The sequence below is a fragment of the Streptomyces sp. SID9727 genome (genome assembly GCF_010550605.1).
GTDB lineage: Bacteria > Actinomycetota > Actinomycetes > Streptomycetales > Streptomycetaceae > Streptomyces.
The window spans coordinates 1-15,373 of sequence record NZ_JAAGNI010000139.1 but is presented as its reverse complement, the minus strand read 5'-3'; the positions used below and the strand labels follow the sequence as shown (position 1 = coordinate 15,373).

The window sequence follows — 15,373 nt, the reverse complement described above, 5'->3', positions numbered from 1 at the left end:
TGAGGCGGCGGACCGGGGCGCCGGGCCACAGGGCGGCGAGCGGGACGCGGAGGTCGCGCAGTTCGTGGGCGGGGACGCCGAGCAGGGTGGGGGCGGTGCCCGGGGCGAGGCGGACGCCCGCCCAGCTGCCGCCGGTCCCGGTGGACGGCGCGGTGCGGGTGTCGGGTCCGGCGACGAGCAGCCGGTCGCCGCTCCACAGCAGGTCCATGCAGCCGTCGGGCAGCACCGGATGGACGGTGCCCGGCTCCGCGGTCAGGGTCCACACCCGTGCGCCGTCGAGCCGCGACGCGCGCTCTGTGTAGCTGTCGCCCATGCCACTAGTCTCGTGCACGGACACGGCAGCGTGCGTAATCGGCTACGGGGGCGGTCATGGCGGCACTGATGGAGTTCACCACGGAGAACGGTGCGACGGTGACCGTGGAGGTCGACCGTCACGCGCCCGGCGCGCAGCTGGTGTCGCGGGACGGGCAGCACGCTCTGGCACGCGCGGGGCGCACGTTCGACAGCGCCCTGGAGGGCATCCGGTCGGCGGCCGAGTCGGCGCTCGCCGTGTTCCGGGACGGGCGGCTGAAGCCGGACGGGGTGGAGCTGGAGTTCGGCGTGAAGATCACCTCGGAGGCGGGCGCGGTGATCGCGAAGAGCGCGCTGGAGGGGCACCTCACGGTGAAGCTGTCCTGGTCGCCGGGGTCGCAGAGCGCGCCGGCCGCCGACTGAGCGCTCACTCGTCGTACGGGTTCGACCGGTCCGCGTCCTTCTCGCGGCCGGGCTTCTGGAGCCGGGACTTCACGTCGTCCGGCGGCAGGAAGCGCGACCAGCGCTCCGGGAACTCGGAGGGCATGTACGGGCTGTCGCCCTCGTCGCCGTCGTCCTCGTCGTCGTCCTCGTCGGCCGGCGGGCCGCCGTGCCAGCTCTCCGCCTGGGTGCGGGCCACGAACTCGGCGGCCTGGGCGGCGCGCACCCGGTCGTTGGCGGCGCGGGCGGCGGCCGTCGCCACCGAGGGCCAGACCCGGTCGATGGCCGCGTTGACGGCGGCGCCGACCAGCACCGCGAAGGCGGAGACGCCGATCCACAGCAGCACCGCGATGGGGGCGGCCAGCGATCCGTAGATCGTGGGGCCCTCGACCGTACTGGTCAGGTAGAACCGGAGCAGGAAGCTGCCGATGACCCACATCGCCAGGGCCACCAGGGCGCCCGGCATGTCCTCGATCCACGGTGAACGGACCGGCACGGACACGTGGTAGAGGGTGGTGAGGAAGGCGACCGAGAGCACGATCACCAGCGGCCAGTACAGGACGCTTATGACCTCGGTGCCCCACGGTATGAGCTCCACGACCCGGTCCGGGCCGACCACGAGCAGCGGCAGCACGACCGCCCCGAGCAGCAGCGCCACCACGTACAGCAGGAAGGCGAGCATCCGGGTCTTGACGATGCCGCGCTGGCCGTCGAGCCCGTACATGACGGTGATCGTGTCGATGAAGACGTTGACCGCGCGGGAGCCGGACCACAGGGCGATCGCGAAGCCGATGGAGATGACGTCGGGCCGGGCGCCGGTCGTGACGTCGGCCAGCAGCGGCTTGGCGAAGTCGTTGACGCCGCGCTCGGAGAGCATGGTGTGGGCCGCGCTGAGGATGTTGCGCTCGATGGACGCGACCGTGGCGGTGCTGGTCCACTCGTCCACGTAACCGAGCAGGCCGATCAGGCCGAGGAGCAGCGGGGGCAGGGACAGCAGGGTGAAGAACGCGGCCTCGGCCGCGAGCCCCAGGATGCGGTACTCCATGCACGAGTTGACCGTGTCCTTGAGCAGCTGCCAGGCGAGCTGCCGCTTGGAGACGTTGCGGTAGAGCACTCGGGCCCGGTGGAGCCGGCCCGGTGGCCGCTCGGGTGTTTCGTCTGCTGCCTGCACGTCCTTACCGTATCGGCATGGCGACCACCACCCACACCGTGCCCAACCAGCCCCCTCCCCTGCTCGGCTACGACGTCTTCGGCGCGGACCGGGCACTCGGCGAGGCCGTGGAACGTCATCTTCCGCCGGATGTCCTGGACGAGGCCCGCGACGGGCTCACCGCGCTCGGCCGGTCGGCCGGCTCCGCGCAGGCCGCCTCCTGGGGCACCGAGGCGAACGCGTACCCGCCGAGGCTGCGCACCCATGACCGCTACGGGCACCGCGTCGACGAGGTCGACTTCCACCCGGCCTGGCACCGGCTGCTCGGGCACGCCGTGGGCGCGGGTCTGACCGACGCCTGGGACCGGCCGGGCGGGCATGTCCGCCGGGCGGCGGGCTTCCTGGTGTGGACGCAGGCGGAGGCGGGGCACGGCTGCCCGCTCTCCATGACGCACGCGGCGGTGCCGGCCCTGCGCACCGAGCCGGAGGTGGCCGCCGAGTGGGAGCCGCTGCTGACCTCACGGGTGTACGAGGAGGGGCTGCGGCCGCCCGGGCGGAAGTCGGGGGCGTTGCTCGGGATGGGCATGACGGAGAAGCAGGGCGGCTCGGACGTACGGGCGAACACCACGCGCGCCGAGCCGCTGTCCGGGGACGGCGGGTACCTCCTGACCGGGCACAAGTGGTTCTGCTCGGCGCCGATGTCCGACGGTTTCCTGGTCCTGGCGCAGGCGCCGGACGGTCTCACCTGCTTCCTGCTGCCCCGGGTGCTGCCGGACGGCTCCCGCAACCCGTTCGCGATCCAGCGGCTCAAGGACAAGCTGGGCAACCGGTCCAACGCGTCGGCGGAGGTCGAGTTCGACGGGACGTGGGCGCGGCGGATCGGCGAGGAGGGGCGGGGCGTCCGCACGATCATGGGGATGGTGGCGGCGACCCGGCTGGACTGTGTGACCGGTTCGGCGGCGCTGATGCGGCAGGCGGTGGCGCAGGCCGTCCACCACACGACGCACCGGTCCGCGTTCGGCGGCCCGCTCGCGGACAAGCCGCTGATGCGCAACGTGCTGGCCGATCTGGCGGTGGAGTCGGAGGCGGCGACCGTGCTGGCCATGCGGCTGGCGGCGGCGTACGACGACGGCGGCGAGAGCGAGTCGGCGTTCCTGCGGATCGCGGTGCCTGCGGCGAAGTACTGGGTGGCCAAGCGGTGCACGCCGCTGGTGGGCGAGGCGCTGGAGTGCCTGGGCGGCAACGGCTACGTGGAGGAGTCGGGGATGCCCCGGCTGCTGCGGGAGGCGCCGCTCAACTCGGTCTGGGAGGGGTCCGGGAACGTCCAGGCGCTGGACGTGCTGCGGGTGCTGCGGCGCGAACCGCTCGCGCTGAACGCGTTCCTCCAGGAGGTCGGGCGGGCCCGGGGCGCCGATCACCGGCTGGACGCGGCGATCCGGGACATGCTGACGGAGCTGGCCGATCTGGCGGGGATCGAGGCGCGGGCGCGCCGGGTGGTGGAGCGGATCGCGCTGGTGCTCCAGGGCTCGCTGCTGGTGCGCTGGGCTCCGCCGGAGGTGGCGGACGCCTTCTGCGCTTCGCGCCTGGGCGGGGACGGGGGCGCGGCGTTCGGGACCCTCCCGCACACCCTGGACCTGGCGTCGGTCGTGACCCGGGCCCGGCCGGTGGAGGGCTGACCGGGACAGCGACGGGGGGTGGTGCTGCGCCGACACGGCACCACCCCCCATGCTGTACACACCGCACGTGAGGGCCGGGGGCCCCGCGGTGCGGTGTGCCGCCACTCTTGTACGGTCCGGGGACCCTCGCCAGAGTTGCAGAGGGTTGCAACCATTGTGGGGAGTTGCGGTGACGCGGCCCGGCCGGCGGCAGGATGGGGGCGCGGCCCGCGCACCGGGCAGGCACTGGGTGAGGGGGAACCGGCATGGAGACGACTTCGGCCGACGCCATGCGGCCGGCCGCTCAGGGGAGCGCGCAGGCCAGGCGGGTGGTGCACCGGTCCCGTGAGGCGCGGATGGCGGGCGACCGCATGCCGGCTGCGCCCCGGGCGGAGATCGGCGCCTCCTGGGACCGGGTGCTGCGCAGCGGTCTCGACCCCGAGCAGCCGACGCACAGCAGGCTGCTGGAGGCGGACGAGATCGAGCACCGGCGTCGCAGTTCGGCGCTGGGCGAGGTGATGCCGCTGCTCAGCGACGGGCTGACGAGCATCGCGGACGCCTCGCAGCAGATCATGGTCGTCACCGATGTGGAGGGCCGGGTGCTGTGGCGCGAGGGCAACACGGGGGTGCTGCGCCGGGCCGACGACATCTGCCTCGCGGAGGGCGCGGCGTGGTCCGAGGAGATCACCGGCACCAACGCGATCGGGACGGCGCTCGCGGCCCGCGCCCCGGTGCAGGTGCACTCGGCGGAGCACTTCGTGCGCAGTCTGCACGGCTGGACCTGCGCGGCGGCCCCGGTGCGCGACCCCCGCGACGGCCGGCTGATGGGGATCGTGGACATCAGCGGGCCCGCCTCCACGTTCCACCCGACGACGCTGGCCCTGGTGCGTTCGGTGGCCCGGCTGGCGGAGAGCGAGATCCGGGTGCGCCACCTGGAGGCGGTGGACCGGCTGCGGGCGGTGGCCGCCCCGGTCCTGAGCCGGATCGGCGGCCGGGCGGTGGCGGTGGACGGCCACGGCTGGACGGCGGCGGTGACGGGGATGCCCCCGGTGGACCGGCTGCCGCTGCCGAAGTCGCTGGGGCCGGGCCGGGTGTGGCTGCCGTCGCTGGGGATGTGCCGGGTGGAGCCGCTGCCGGGCGGCTGGCTGGTGCAGGTCGCGGACGGGGCGATGGACAGCCCGCCGCGCCGGGTGGTCCTCGATCTGAGCCGGCCGCGGGCGCTCGCGGTGAACGTGGTGAGCCCGGTGGGCACCTGGACCCAGCGGCTCTCCCCGCGCCACGCCGAGCTGCTGTACGCGCTGGCGCTGCACCGCGAGGGCCGTACGGCCTCCGAGCTGGCGCAGGACCTGTTCGGTGACGCGACCAGGACGGTGACGGTCCGGGCGGAGATATCGCGGCTGCGGCGTCATCTGGCCGAGGTGCTGGCGCACCGCCCGTACCGGTTCGGCGAGGGCGTGGAGGTGGAGGTGGTCCACCCGGAGCACCCGGCCGATCTCCTGCCCCGCTCGCAGGCCCCGGTGGTGGAGGCGGCGCGGCGTGCGCGGGAGGGGTGCGGAGGGAAGCAGGCCGTCCAGTCCCAGGGGCCGTTGAACCGCCAGCCGGAACCCCCGTGACCAGGGGCCGGATGGGGTGCGGGGGGCGGGGCATGGTTGTCTGGCAGCCATGAGCGACCCCGTACGTCCTGATCCACCGGCCCGCGAAGAGGTGACCGTCTGGTCCCTGGAGCAGACCTCCCCCGACGATCTGCGGCCGTCCGCCGTACCGGACGCGGAGGTCCGGATCGTGCGGTCCGAGGTGCCGCTGCCCGAGTTCAGCCGCTTCCTCTACACGGCGGTCGGCGGCGACATCCGGTGGACGGACCGGCTCGGCATGACGTACGCGCAGTGGCGGGAGGCCCTGGAGCGGCCGGGCGCGGAGACCTGGGTGGCGTACGCGAACGGCACGCCCGCGGGCTACGTCGAGCTGGATCCGCAGGACGACGGCGTGGTCGAGATCATGTACTTCGGGCTGATCCCGGCCTTCCGGGGACGGCGGATCGGCGGTCATCTGCTGTCGTACGGCACCGCCCGGGCCTGGGACCTCGCCGAGCGGTGGCCGGAGCGGCCGGCGACGAAGCGGGTGTGGCTGCACACCTGTTCCAAGGACGGTCCGCACGCGATGGACAACTACCTGAGGCGCGGCTTCCGGCTGTTCGACACGCGAACGGAGCTGGAGGAGCCGGTGGACACCCCCGGCCCGTGGCCGGGCTCCGGCCGCTGAGCCGCCTCCCGCGCACACCCGCTCCTGATTCCGTAGCAATTCCCCTTGCTTGTCCGGTTCACGCTCCACCCCGGCGCCCGTCACGCACGTGACGGGCGCCACATTGTCTCATCAGGCGGGACCGTGTCGTCCACATCATGGATAGTGGTGGACTGCCGCGAGATCCCCGTGACACGCTTCCGTCATGCCCGGAACTGGAATTGCCTTGGTGAGTCGACGCCACGTCGACCTCGGCCGCATGTCCAGCGCCATCTGTCCGGCCAGCTGAGAGTCCCAGCACCGCCGAGACCTCCTTGCTTCAGTTCAGCCCTGCGCACCGCCGCGCTTCACGCGAGTGTGCAGTTCAGAGCCGCCCTCCTGCAGTCCCGAAGGACGTATCGCCATGGCCGCAACCCCGGAAAAGCTCGCGCCCGCCGCGCCCCGCCGCAAGGTGGGCCGCCACCGCGGCGAGGGTCAGTGGGCGCTGGGGCACTACACCCCCCTCAACGGCAATGAGCAGTTCAAGAAGGATGACGACAGTCTCAACGTGCGGACGCGCATTGAGACGATCTACTCCAAGCGTGGATTCGACTCGATCGACCCCAACGACCTTCGTGGACGGATGCGTTGGTGGGGGCTATACACCCAGCGCAAGGCCGGCATCGACGGCGGGAAGACCGCGGTGCTGGAGCCGGAGGAGCTGGAGGACAAGTACTTCATGATGCGGGTCCGCATCGACGGCGGGAAGCTGACCACTCAGCAGCTGCGCGTCATCGGCGAGATCTCGCAGGAGTACGCGCGGGGCAGCGCGGACATCACCGACCGGCAGAACGTCCAGATGCACTGGATCCGCATCGAGGACGTCCCGGCGATCTGGCAGAAGCTGGAGGCCGTGGGGCTCTCCACGACCGAGGCGTGCGGCGACTGCCCCCGTACGATGATCGGCTCCCCGGTGGCGGGCATCGCCGCCGACGAGATCATCGACGGCACTCCGGCACTGGAGGAGATCCACGCCCGGTACATCGGCAGCCCCGAATTCTCCAACCTGCCCCGCAAGTTCAAGACCGCGATCTCCGGCTCCCCGGTCCAGGACGTCGTCCACGAGATCAACGACATCGCCTTCGTGGGCGTCGAACACCCGGAGCACGGACCGGGCTTCGACCTCTGGGTCGGCGGCGGGCTCTCCACCAACCCTCGGCTCGCCGAACGCCTCGGCGCCTGGGTGCCGTTGGACGAGGTCGCCGACGTCTGGGCCGGTGTGGTGGGCATCTTCCGGGACTACGGCTACCGCCGGCTGCGCAACCGGGCCCGGTTGAAGTTCCTGGTCGCGGACTGGGGCGTCGCCAAGTTCCGCCAGATCCTGGAGGACGAGTACCTGAAGCGCCCGCTGCTGGACGGCCCCGCCCCGGCGGAACCGAGCAGCCGGTGGCGCGACCACATCGGCGTCCACCCGCAGCAGGACGGCCGCTTCTACGTCGGCTTCGCACCCCGCGTCGGCCGGGTCGACGGATCCACGCTCGCCAAGATCGCGGAGCTGGCGGAGAATCACGGCTCCGGCCGGGTCCGGACCACCGTCGAGCAGAAGATGATCATCCTCGACGTCGAACAGGACCGGGTCGAGTCCCTGTCCGCCGGTCTGGAGGCGCTCGGCTTCCAGGTGAAGCCGTCCACCTTCCGGCGCGGCACGATGGCCTGCACCGGCATCGAGTACTGCAAGCTCGCGATCGTCGAGACGAAGGCGCGCGGTGCCTCCCTCATCGAGGAACTGGAGCGCAGGCTCCCCGACTTCGACGAGCCCCTGACCATCAACATCAACGGCTGCCCCAACGCCTGCGCCCGCATCCAGACCGCGGACATCGGTCTCAAGGGCCAGCTCGTCCTGGACGAGAACGGGGAGCAGGTGGAGGGCTACCAGGTTCACCTGGGCGGCGCCCTCGGCCTGGACGCCGGCTTCGGCCGCAAGGTGCGCGGCCTGAAGGTCACTTCCACCGAACTGCCCGACTACGTCGAGCGGGTACTCGGCCGGTATCAGGAGGAGCGCGAGACCGACGAGCGCTTCGCCACCTGGGCGGCCCGCGCCAGTGCGGAATCGCTGTCATGAGCGAGCGCGCCGCCCCGTTCCACTGCCCGTACTGCGGCGACGAGGACCTGCGCCCGCACGAGGCCGGGCACGGGGCGTGGGAATGCGCCTCCTGCAATCGCGCGTTCCAGCTGAAGTTCCTGGGCCTGCTGAGCCGGGGACTGACGCCCGACAACGTTGGAGGGGACGGGATATGACGGCCACCCAGAACATCGACACGCTCGACCACGAGGAACTCCGGGAGCTCGCCGAGCGGGCCGGACGCGAGCTGGAGGACGCCTCCGCGCTCGACATCCTCAGGTGGGCCGCGGACACCTTCGGCCCCCGGTTCTGCGTCACCTCCTCGATGGAGGACGCGGTCGTCGCCCACCTCGCCTCCCGGGTGATGCCGGGCATCGACGTGGTGTTCCTCGACACCGGCTACCACTTCGAGGAGACCATCGGCACCCGGGACGCGGTCGACGCCGTGATGGACGTCAACGTCATCACGCTGACCCCGCGTCAGACGGTCGCCGAGCAGGACGCCGCGTACGGGCCGAAGCTGCACGACCGCGACCCCGACCTCTGCTGCAAGCTGCGCAAGGTCAAGCCCCTGGAAGAGGGACTGACCGCCTACGCGGCCTGGGCGACCGGCCTGCGCCGCGACGAGTCCCCGACCCGGGCGAACACCCCGGTGGTCGGCTGGGACGAGAAGCGCCGGAAGGTGAAGGTCTCGCCGATCGCCCGCTGGACCCAGGACGATGTCGACAGCTACGTCGCCGAGCAAGGGGTGCTCACCAACCCTCTACTGATGGACGGTTACTCTTCCGTGGGCTGCGCGCCCTGCACCCGCCGGGTACTGGAGGGCGAGGACGCGCGGGCCGGCCGCTGGGCCGGACGGGGCAAGACCGAGTGCGGGCTGCACGGTTGATGACGACTGATCAGGAGACTTCGATGAGCGTGACGGACACGGGGGCCACCGTCTGGCTGACCGGTCTACCGAGCGCCGGCAAGACCACCATCGCCTACGAACTCGCCGGGCGGCTGCGTGCCGAGGGCCACCGCGTGGAGGTGCTCGACGGCGACGAGATCCGCGAGTTCCTCTCGGCGGGCCTCGGCTTCTCGCGCGAGGACCGGCACACCAATGTGCAGCGGATCGGCTTCGTCGCCGAACTGCTGGCGGCCAACGGCGTCAAGGCGCTGGTCCCGGTCATCGCCCCGTACGCGGACAGCCGGGACGCCGTCCGCAAGCGGCACCAGGCCGAGGGCACCGCGTATCTGGAGGTGCACGTCGCCACTCCGGTCGAGGTGTGCTCGGAGCGCGATGTGAAGGGTCTTTACGCCAAGCAGGCGGCGGGCGAGATCAGCGGGCTCACCGGGGTGGACGACCCCTACGAGGCGCCCGAGTCACCCGATCTGCGGATCGAGTCGCACCGCCAGACCGTGCAGGAGTCCGCGGCGGAGTTGTACGCGCTGCTGAGCGAGAGGGGTGCGGCGTGACCACCGTCGCGACAGTGCAAGAGGGCACCGACAATCCGTACGCGCTGAGCCACCTGGACTCGCTGGAGTCCGAGGCGGTGCACATCTTCCGCGAGGTGGCCGGCGAGTTCGAGCGGCCGGTGATCCTGTTCTCGGGCGGCAAGGACTCGATCCTGATGCTGCACCTGGCGCTGAAGGCGTTCGCGCCGGCGCCGGTGCCGTTCGCCCTGCTGCACGTGGACACCGGGCACAACTTCCCCGAGGTCCTGGCGTACCGCGACCGCGTGGTCGCCGAGCACGGGCTGCGGCTGCACGTCGCCTCCGTACAGGAGTACATCGACGCCGGCAAGCTCCGCGAGCGCCCCGACGGCACCCGCAACCCGCTCCAGACCGTGCCGCTGACCGAGGCCATCCAACAGCACCGCTTCGACGCGGTGTTCGGCGGCGGGCGGCGTGACGAGGAGAAGGCGCGCGCCAAGGAGCGGGTCTTCTCGCTGCGCGACGAGTTCTCCCAGTGGGACCCGCGCCGCCAGCGCCCCGAGCTGTGGCAGTTGTACAACGGCCGGCACGCGCCCGGCGAGCACGTCCGGGTCTTCCCGATCTCCAACTGGACCGAGCTGGACGTCTGGCAGTACATCGAGCGCGAGGGCATCGACTTGCCGGAGATCTACTTCGCCCACGAGCGCGAGGTGTTCAACCGCAACGGCATGTGGCTGACCGCGGGTGACTGGGGCGGGCCCAAGGAGCACGAGGCCACCGAGACCCGCCAGGTGCGCTACCGCACGGTCGGCGACATGTCCTGCACCGGGGCCGTCGACTCCGACGCCACCACGCTGGACGCCGTGATCACCGAGATCGCCGCCTCCCGGCTCACCGAGCGGGGCGCGACCCGCGCCGACGACAAGATGTCCGAGGCCGCGATGGAAGACCGCAAGCGCGAGGGGTACTTCTAAATGACCACCACAGCCGAGCAGTTGAGCGCCACCACCCTGTTGCGCTTCGCCACCGCCGGGTCCGTCGACGACGGCAAGTCCACCCTCGTCGGACGCCTGCTGCACGACTCCAAGTCGGTCCTCACCGACCAGCTGGAGGCCGTCGAGCACGCCTCGCGCAACCGCGGCCAGGAGGCGCCGGACCTGGCGCTGCTCACCGACGGACTGCGTGCCGAGCGCGAGCAGGGCATCACCATCGACGTCGCCTACCGCTACTTCGCGACGCCCCGGCGCCGGTTCATCCTCGCGGACACCCCGGGCCATGTGCAGTACACCCGCAACATGGTCACCGGCGCCTCGACCGCCGAGCTGGCCGTGGTCCTGGTCGACGCCCGCAACGGGGTCGTCGAGCAGACCCGCCGGCACGCCGCCGTCGCCGCGCTGCTGCGCGTCCCGCACGTGGTCCTGGCCGTCAACAAGATGGACCTGGTGGACTACGCGGAGCCGGTGTTCGCCGCGATAGCCGAGGAGTTCACCGCGTACGCGGCCTCCCTCGGTGTTCCCGAGATCACCGCGATCCCGATCTCCGCGCTGGCCGGCGACAACGTCGTGGAGCCGTCCGCGCACATGGACTGGTACGGCGGACCGACGGTCCTGGAACACCTGGAGACGGTCCCGGTCAGCCACGACCTGACCGGCTGCCACGCCCGTTTCCCGGTCCAGTACGTGATCCGGCCGCAGACCGCCGACCATCCCGACTACCGGGGCTACGCGGGCCAGATCGCCGCCGGGGCGTTCCGGGTCGGCGAGTCCGTGACCGTGCTGCCCTCGGGCCGCACCTCCACGATCGAGGGCATCGACCTGCTCGGGGACCCGGTGGACATCGCCTGGGCACCCCAGTCGGTGACCCTGCGCCTGACGGACGACATCGACGTCTCGCGCGGCGACCTCATCGCACCGGTGGACGACGCGCCGGCCGTCACCCAGGACATCGAGGCGACCGTCTGCCACGTCGCGGACGAACCGCTCACCGTGGGCCGGCGGGTACTGCTCAAGCACACCACGCGCACGGTCAAGGCCATCGTCAAGGACATCCCCTCCCGGCTGACCCTGGACGACCTCTCGCAGCACCCGGCCCCGGGCAAGCTGGTCGCCAACGACATCGGCCGGGTCGTGGTCCGGACCGCCGAGCCGCTGGCGCTCGACGCGTACGCCGACTCGCGCCGCACCGGTTCGTTCCTGCTGATCGACCCGGCGGACGGCACCACCCTCTCGGCGGGCATGGCGGGCACCTCGTTCGCCTCCGCCGAAGAGCCGCCGGCCGCGGACGATGACGCCGAGTGGGACTTCTGATGGGCATCGACGTCTTCTCGACCTTCGCGAAGGAGGGCGGCCGCGTCGGCAGCGGCGCCCTGGGGAGTGGTCAGGGCGGAGTCGGGCGATGTGCGCGATGACGTACGCGCACCGCCTGCGCGCCCGGAAGCACCAACAGCTCCGCACGCACCGCCAGTTCAGACCAAGGCCTGCCGACTTCCCGGCCGCGCCCCCGTACGTACGAGGGGCGTGAGCTCCGGGCCTCCGAGAGGAACACCTCCCGTGCCTGCCCCCCGTACCACGTCGCGCCGCTCCCTCGCCGCCGTCGCCGCCCTGCCCCTGCTCGCCGTGGCGCTGACGGCCTGCGGCTACGGCTCCCAGGCCGCGGACGACGACAAGGCGCACGCCGCCCACGGCAAGAAGCTCTCCGTGGACACCGTGCGCATCGGGTACTTCCCGAACCTCACGCACGCCACCGCGCTCGTGGGCGACCAGGAGGGTCTGTTCCAGAAGGAGTTGGGCGGCACTCAGCTCAAGACCGCCACCTTCAACGCCGGCCCGTCCGAGATCGAGGCGCTGAACGCCGACTCGATCGACATCGGCTTCATCGGCCCGTCGCCGTCCATCAACGGCTACACCAAGTCCAGGGGCCAGAACCTGCGGATCATCGGCGGCTCCGCGTCGGGCGGCGTCAAGCTCGTCGTGAACCCGGAGAAGATCAAGACCCTGGACGACCTCAAGGGCAAGAAGATCGCGACGCCGCAACTCGGCAACACGCAGGACGTGGCGTTCCTCAACTGGATCTCCGGAAAGGGCTGGAAGGTCGACGCCCAGAGCGGCAAGGGTGACGTCTCCGTCGTCCGTACGGACAACAAGGTGACGCCCGACGCCTACCGCTCCGGTTCCATCGACGGCGCCTGGGTCCCCGAGCCGACCGCCTCCAAGCTGGTCGCCGAGGGTGCGAAGGAACTGCTGGACGAGTCGACGCTGTGGCCGGACGACAAGTTCGTGATCACCAACATCATCGTGTCGCAGAAGTTCCTGAAGGAGCACCCGGACGTCGTCGAGGCGGTCCTGCGCGGCTCGGTGAAGACCAACGCCTGGATCAACGCCAACCCCGGCAAGGCGAAGGACTCCGCCAACGCCGCGCTGAAGAAGCTCACCGGCAAGGCACTGCCGGCCGAGGTCATCGACCCCGCCTGGAAGTCGATCCAGATCACCGACGACCCGCTGGCCGCGACGCTCGACGCGCAGGCCCAGCACGCGGTCAAGGCCGGTCTGCTGGAGAAGCCCGACCTCAAGGGCATCTACGACCTGAAGCCGCTCAACAAGATCCTCCAGGCCGCGGGCAAGCCCGCGGCCGACGACGCCGGCCTCGGCGTCAAGTAACCAGCCGCCGAAGACTCCCAGGAGGTGACGACCATGGCGAACACCCTCACCAAGGCCGAGGACCGTGTCTCGGTCGGGCACGCCGCTCGTATCGCGCACGTCTCCAAGTCCTTCGCCGGACCCGCGGGAACGCAGCTGGTCCTGGACGACATCAGCCTCGATGTCGCCCCGGGCGAGTTCGTCACCCTGCTGGGAGCCTCCGGGTGCGGCAAGTCGACGCTGCTCAATCTGGTGGCCGGGCTCGACCGGCCGACCGGGGGCAGCATCGAGACGCCCGGCGGCCGGCCCGCGCTGATGTTCCAGGAGCACGCCCTGTTCCCATGGCTGACCGCGGGCAAGAACATCGAACTGGCCCTGCGCCTGCGCGGGGTGCCGAAGACGCAGCGCCGCGCCGAGGCGGAACGGCTGCTGGAGCTGGTCCGGCTCGGCGGGGCGTACGGGAAGCGGGTGCACGAGCTGTCCGGGGGCATGCGGCAGCGTGTGGCGATGGCCCGCGCGCTCGCCCAGGACAGCCAACTGCTGCTGATGGACGAGCCGTTCGCAGCGCTCGACGCCATCACCCGCGATGTGCTGCACGACGAGCTGACCCGGATCTGGCGCGAGACGAACGTCTCGGTCCTCTTCGTCACACACAACGTGCGCGAGGCCGTGCGCCTCGCCGAGCGCGTGGTGCTGCTCTCGTCCCGCCCCGGCCGGATCGCCCGTGAGTGGACGGTCGACATCGAGCAGCCGCGCCGCATCGAGGACAGCGCCGTCGCGGAGCTGTCCGTCGAGATCACCGAACAACTGCGTGGGGAGATCCGCCGTCATGGCCAGCACTGACATCAAGCCGGACGAGGCGGGGTCCGGCAGGGGCGGGAAACCGGACGACCTGGCCGGCCTCGAAGCCGGTCTGGACGCCCTGGACGCGGTGCAGGTCCAGCGCACCCCGGTGCGCGAGGTCCTGCTGCGCAAGGTCCTGCCCCCGCTCGTCGCGGTGGCCCTGGTCCTGGTCGTCTGGCAACTGCTCGTCTGGGGCGAGGTGACCGAGGACTACAAGCTGCCCGCGCCGTCCGCCGTCTGGGACAGCGCCCACGACATGTGGCTCCAGGGGACGCTGCTGGAGGTGGTGTGGACCAGCATCTCGCGGGGTCTGCTCGGCTTCCTGCTGTCCGTGGCGATCGGTACGCCGCTGGGGCTGCTGGTGGCCCGGGTGAAATTCGTCCGGGCCGCGATCGGCCCGATCCTGTCCGGGCTCCAGTCCCTGCCCTCGGTGGCCTGGGTGGCGCCGGCGGTGATCTGGCTCGGGCTGAACGACTCGATGATGTTCGCGGTCATCCTGCTCGGCGCGGTGCCGTCGATCGCCAACGGGCTGGTCTCGGGCGTCGACCAGGTGCCCCCGCTCTTCCTGCGGGCCGGCCGCACCCTGGGCGCGACCGGACTGCGCGGCACCTGGCTGATCGTGATGCCGGCCGCCCTGCCGGGCTACCTGGCAGGGCTCAAGCAGGGCTGGGCCTTCTCCTGGCGCTCGCTGATGGCCGCCGAGATCATCGCCTCGTCCCCGGACCTCGGGCTCGGGCTCGGCCAGTTGCTGGAGAACGGCCGCAACAACGCGGACATGCCGGGGATCTTCCTCGCCATCCTCCTGATCCTGTTCGTCGGCATCGCCATCGACCTGCTCATCTTCAGTCCGCTGGAGCGGTGGGTGCTGCGCAGCCGCGGTCTCCTCGTCAAGAACTGAGCCGCCATGTCCTCTCCGGTGCTCCTCGTCATCGCCCACGGCAGCCGCGACCCGCGGCACGCCGCGACCGTGCACGCCCTGACGGCGCGGGTGCGGGCGCTGCGCCCCGGGCTGCGTGTGGAGACGGGGTTCCTGGACTTCAACGCGCCGTCGGTGCCGAGGCTTCTGGAACGGCTGTCCGCCGAGGGGGCGCCCGAGGTGGTGGCGCTGCCGCTGCTCCTCACCCGGGCCTTCCACGCCAAGTCGGACATCCCGGCGGTGCTGCGCGAGGCGCGCGCGGCGCTGCCCCGGCTGCGGGTCCGGCAGGCCGAGGTGCTCGGTCCGTCGCCGCTGCTGAACGCCACGCTGGAACGGCGGCTGTACGAGGCCGGGGTGCGCCCCGGTGACCGCGGCTCGACCGGGCTCGTCCTGGCCTCGGCGGGCTCATCAGACCCGGAGGCGATCGCAGTGATCGCTGAAATCGCGCGGGAGCTGCGGCACACCGGTTGGTGTTCCGTGCGGCCTGCGTTCGCCTCCGCATCCCTTCCCCGCACCGAGGACGCGGTACGGGCCCTGCGAGCGGAGGGCGTCCGCCGGGTGGCGGTCGCCCCGTACGTGATCGCGCCCGGCCGCCTCCCGGACCGCATCGCGGCGGGGGCGGCCGAGGCCGGCGCGGAGGTGCTGGCCGGGGTGCTGGGCCCGGCCCCGGAGCTGGCCCGGCTGCTG

17 protein-coding genes are annotated in these 15,373 nt (G+C 71.7%); 15 read left to right on the top strand and 2 right to left on the bottom strand.

Annotation, left to right across the window (positions count from 1 at the left end; translation table 11 throughout):
• On the bottom strand, positions 1-313 hold a 313-nt coding region (locus G3I41_RS09485; protein WP_343242095.1), incomplete at its 3' end, for a DUF6597 domain-containing transcriptional factor.
• Between the two features lie 56 nt (positions 314-369).
• On the opposite strand from G3I41_RS09485, the gene G3I41_RS09480 reads away from it, so the two are divergent.
• On the top strand, positions 370-714 hold the full coding sequence (locus G3I41_RS09480; RefSeq protein ID WP_164399773.1) for a CU044_2847 family protein: 345 nt from the start codon (positions 370-372) through the stop codon (positions 712-714).
• A gap of 4 nt (positions 715-718) precedes the next feature.
• Here G3I41_RS09480 and G3I41_RS09475 read toward each other — a convergent pair whose 3' ends face one another.
• Entirely contained in the window at positions 719-1,846 is a 1,128-nt protein-coding gene (locus tag G3I41_RS09475; RefSeq protein WP_164399774.1) for a YihY/virulence factor BrkB family protein, read from the bottom strand.
• Between the two features lie 74 nt (positions 1,847-1,920).
• On the opposite strand from G3I41_RS09475, the gene G3I41_RS09470 reads away from it, so the two are divergent.
• The 14 genes from G3I41_RS09470 to G3I41_RS09410 form a co-directional block, all read left to right on the top strand.
• The gene (locus G3I41_RS09470) at positions 1,921-3,558 is read left to right on the top strand and encodes an acyl-CoA dehydrogenase family protein (protein ID WP_164399772.1); all 1,638 of its coding nucleotides are present in this window, start codon (positions 1,921-1,923) and stop codon (positions 3,556-3,558) included.
• Between the two features lie 245 nt (positions 3,559-3,803).
• Entirely contained in the window at positions 3,804-5,150 is a 1,347-nt protein-coding gene (locus tag G3I41_RS09465; protein ID WP_239081558.1) for a helix-turn-helix domain-containing protein, read from the top strand.
• Between the two features lie 49 nt (positions 5,151-5,199).
• The gene (locus tag G3I41_RS09460) at positions 5,200-5,796 is read left to right on the top strand and encodes a GNAT family N-acetyltransferase (RefSeq protein ID WP_164399771.1); all 597 of its coding nucleotides are present in this window, start codon (positions 5,200-5,202) and stop codon (positions 5,794-5,796) included.
• A 184-nt stretch (positions 5,797-5,980) separates the two neighbouring features.
• Positions 5,981-6,064, top strand: a complete 84-nt coding sequence (locus G3I41_RS37640) for a putative leader peptide (RefSeq protein WP_310739661.1) — start codon at positions 5,981-5,983, stop codon at positions 6,062-6,064.
• 114 nt (positions 6,065-6,178) lie between these two features.
• Complete coding sequence (locus G3I41_RS09455) at positions 6,179-7,876, top strand: nitrite/sulfite reductase (protein WP_164399770.1); 1,698 nt, start codon at positions 6,179-6,181, stop codon at positions 7,874-7,876.
• Positions 7,873-8,052, top strand: a complete 180-nt coding sequence (locus G3I41_RS09450; protein ID WP_164399769.1) for an IS1 family transposase — start codon at positions 7,873-7,875, stop codon at positions 8,050-8,052. The genes G3I41_RS09455 and G3I41_RS09450 overlap by 4 nt, the downstream gene beginning before the upstream one ends.
• Entirely contained in the window at positions 8,049-8,765 is a 717-nt protein-coding gene (locus G3I41_RS09445; RefSeq protein ID WP_164399768.1) for a phosphoadenylyl-sulfate reductase, read from the top strand. The genes G3I41_RS09450 and G3I41_RS09445 overlap by 4 nt, the downstream gene beginning before the upstream one ends.
• Positions 8,765-9,334, top strand: a complete 570-nt coding sequence (gene cysC, locus G3I41_RS09440; protein WP_164399767.1) for an adenylyl-sulfate kinase — start codon at positions 8,765-8,767, stop codon at positions 9,332-9,334. The genes G3I41_RS09445 and cysC overlap by 1 nt, the downstream gene beginning before the upstream one ends.
• Entirely contained in the window at positions 9,331-10,266 is a 936-nt protein-coding gene (cysD, locus tag G3I41_RS09435) for a sulfate adenylyltransferase subunit CysD (RefSeq protein ID WP_164399766.1), read from the top strand. The genes cysC and cysD overlap by 4 nt, the downstream gene beginning before the upstream one ends.
• Positions 10,267-11,598 (top strand): GTP-binding protein, encoded by a 1,332-nt coding sequence (locus tag G3I41_RS09430; protein ID WP_164399765.1) that lies wholly within the window; start codon positions 10,267-10,269, stop codon positions 11,596-11,598.
• 243 nt (positions 11,599-11,841) lie between these two features.
• The gene (locus G3I41_RS09425; protein WP_164399764.1) at positions 11,842-12,948 is read left to right on the top strand and encodes an aliphatic sulfonate ABC transporter substrate-binding protein; all 1,107 of its coding nucleotides are present in this window, start codon (positions 11,842-11,844) and stop codon (positions 12,946-12,948) included.
• Between the two features lie 33 nt (positions 12,949-12,981).
• The gene (locus G3I41_RS09420; RefSeq protein ID WP_164399763.1) at positions 12,982-13,770 is read left to right on the top strand and encodes an ABC transporter ATP-binding protein; all 789 of its coding nucleotides are present in this window, start codon (positions 12,982-12,984) and stop codon (positions 13,768-13,770) included.
• Positions 13,757-14,668 carry an ABC transporter permease gene (locus G3I41_RS09415; RefSeq protein WP_164399762.1) on the top strand — a complete coding sequence of 304 codons (912 nt, stop codon included), beginning with the start codon at positions 13,757-13,759 and terminating at the stop codon, positions 14,666-14,668. Before G3I41_RS09420 ends, G3I41_RS09415 begins: the two co-directional genes overlap by 14 nt.
• Positions 14,669-14,674: 6 nt before the next feature.
• The coding region (locus G3I41_RS09410) for a sirohydrochlorin chelatase (protein ID WP_164399761.1) at positions 14,675-15,373 on the top strand (699 nt) is incomplete at its 3' end.

Bases quoted from the DNA above. Each gene is read 5' to 3' on its own strand.
- G3I41_RS37640 (WP_310739661.1), top strand. From the start codon at position 5,981: ATGCCCGGAACTGGAATTGCCTTGGTGAGTCGACGCCACGTCGACCTC.
- G3I41_RS09420 (WP_164399763.1), top strand. From the start codon at position 12,982: ATGGCGAACACCCTCACCAAGGCCGAGGACCGTGTCTCGGTCGGGCAC.
- G3I41_RS09460 (WP_164399771.1), top strand. From the start codon at position 5,200: ATGAGCGACCCCGTACGTCCTGATCCACCGGCCCGCGAAGAGGTGACC.
- G3I41_RS09450 (WP_164399769.1), top strand. From the start codon at position 7,873: ATGAGCGAGCGCGCCGCCCCGTTCCACTGCCCGTACTGCGGCGACGAG.
- G3I41_RS09445 (WP_164399768.1), top strand. From the start codon at position 8,049: ATGACGGCCACCCAGAACATCGACACGCTCGACCACGAGGAACTCCGG.
- G3I41_RS09430 (WP_164399765.1), top strand. From the start codon at position 10,267: ATGACCACCACAGCCGAGCAGTTGAGCGCCACCACCCTGTTGCGCTTC.
- G3I41_RS09480 (WP_164399773.1), top strand. From the start codon at position 370: ATGGCGGCACTGATGGAGTTCACCACGGAGAACGGTGCGACGGTGACC.
- G3I41_RS09415 (WP_164399762.1), top strand. From the start codon at position 13,757: ATGGCCAGCACTGACATCAAGCCGGACGAGGCGGGGTCCGGCAGGGGC.
- G3I41_RS09465 (WP_239081558.1), top strand. From the start codon at position 3,804: ATGGAGACGACTTCGGCCGACGCCATGCGGCCGGCCGCTCAGGGGAGC.
- cysC (WP_164399767.1), top strand. From the start codon at position 8,765: ATGACGACTGATCAGGAGACTTCGATGAGCGTGACGGACACGGGGGCC.
- G3I41_RS09455 (WP_164399770.1), top strand. From the start codon at position 6,179: ATGGCCGCAACCCCGGAAAAGCTCGCGCCCGCCGCGCCCCGCCGCAAG.
- G3I41_RS09470 (WP_164399772.1), top strand. From the start codon at position 1,921: ATGGCGACCACCACCCACACCGTGCCCAACCAGCCCCCTCCCCTGCTC.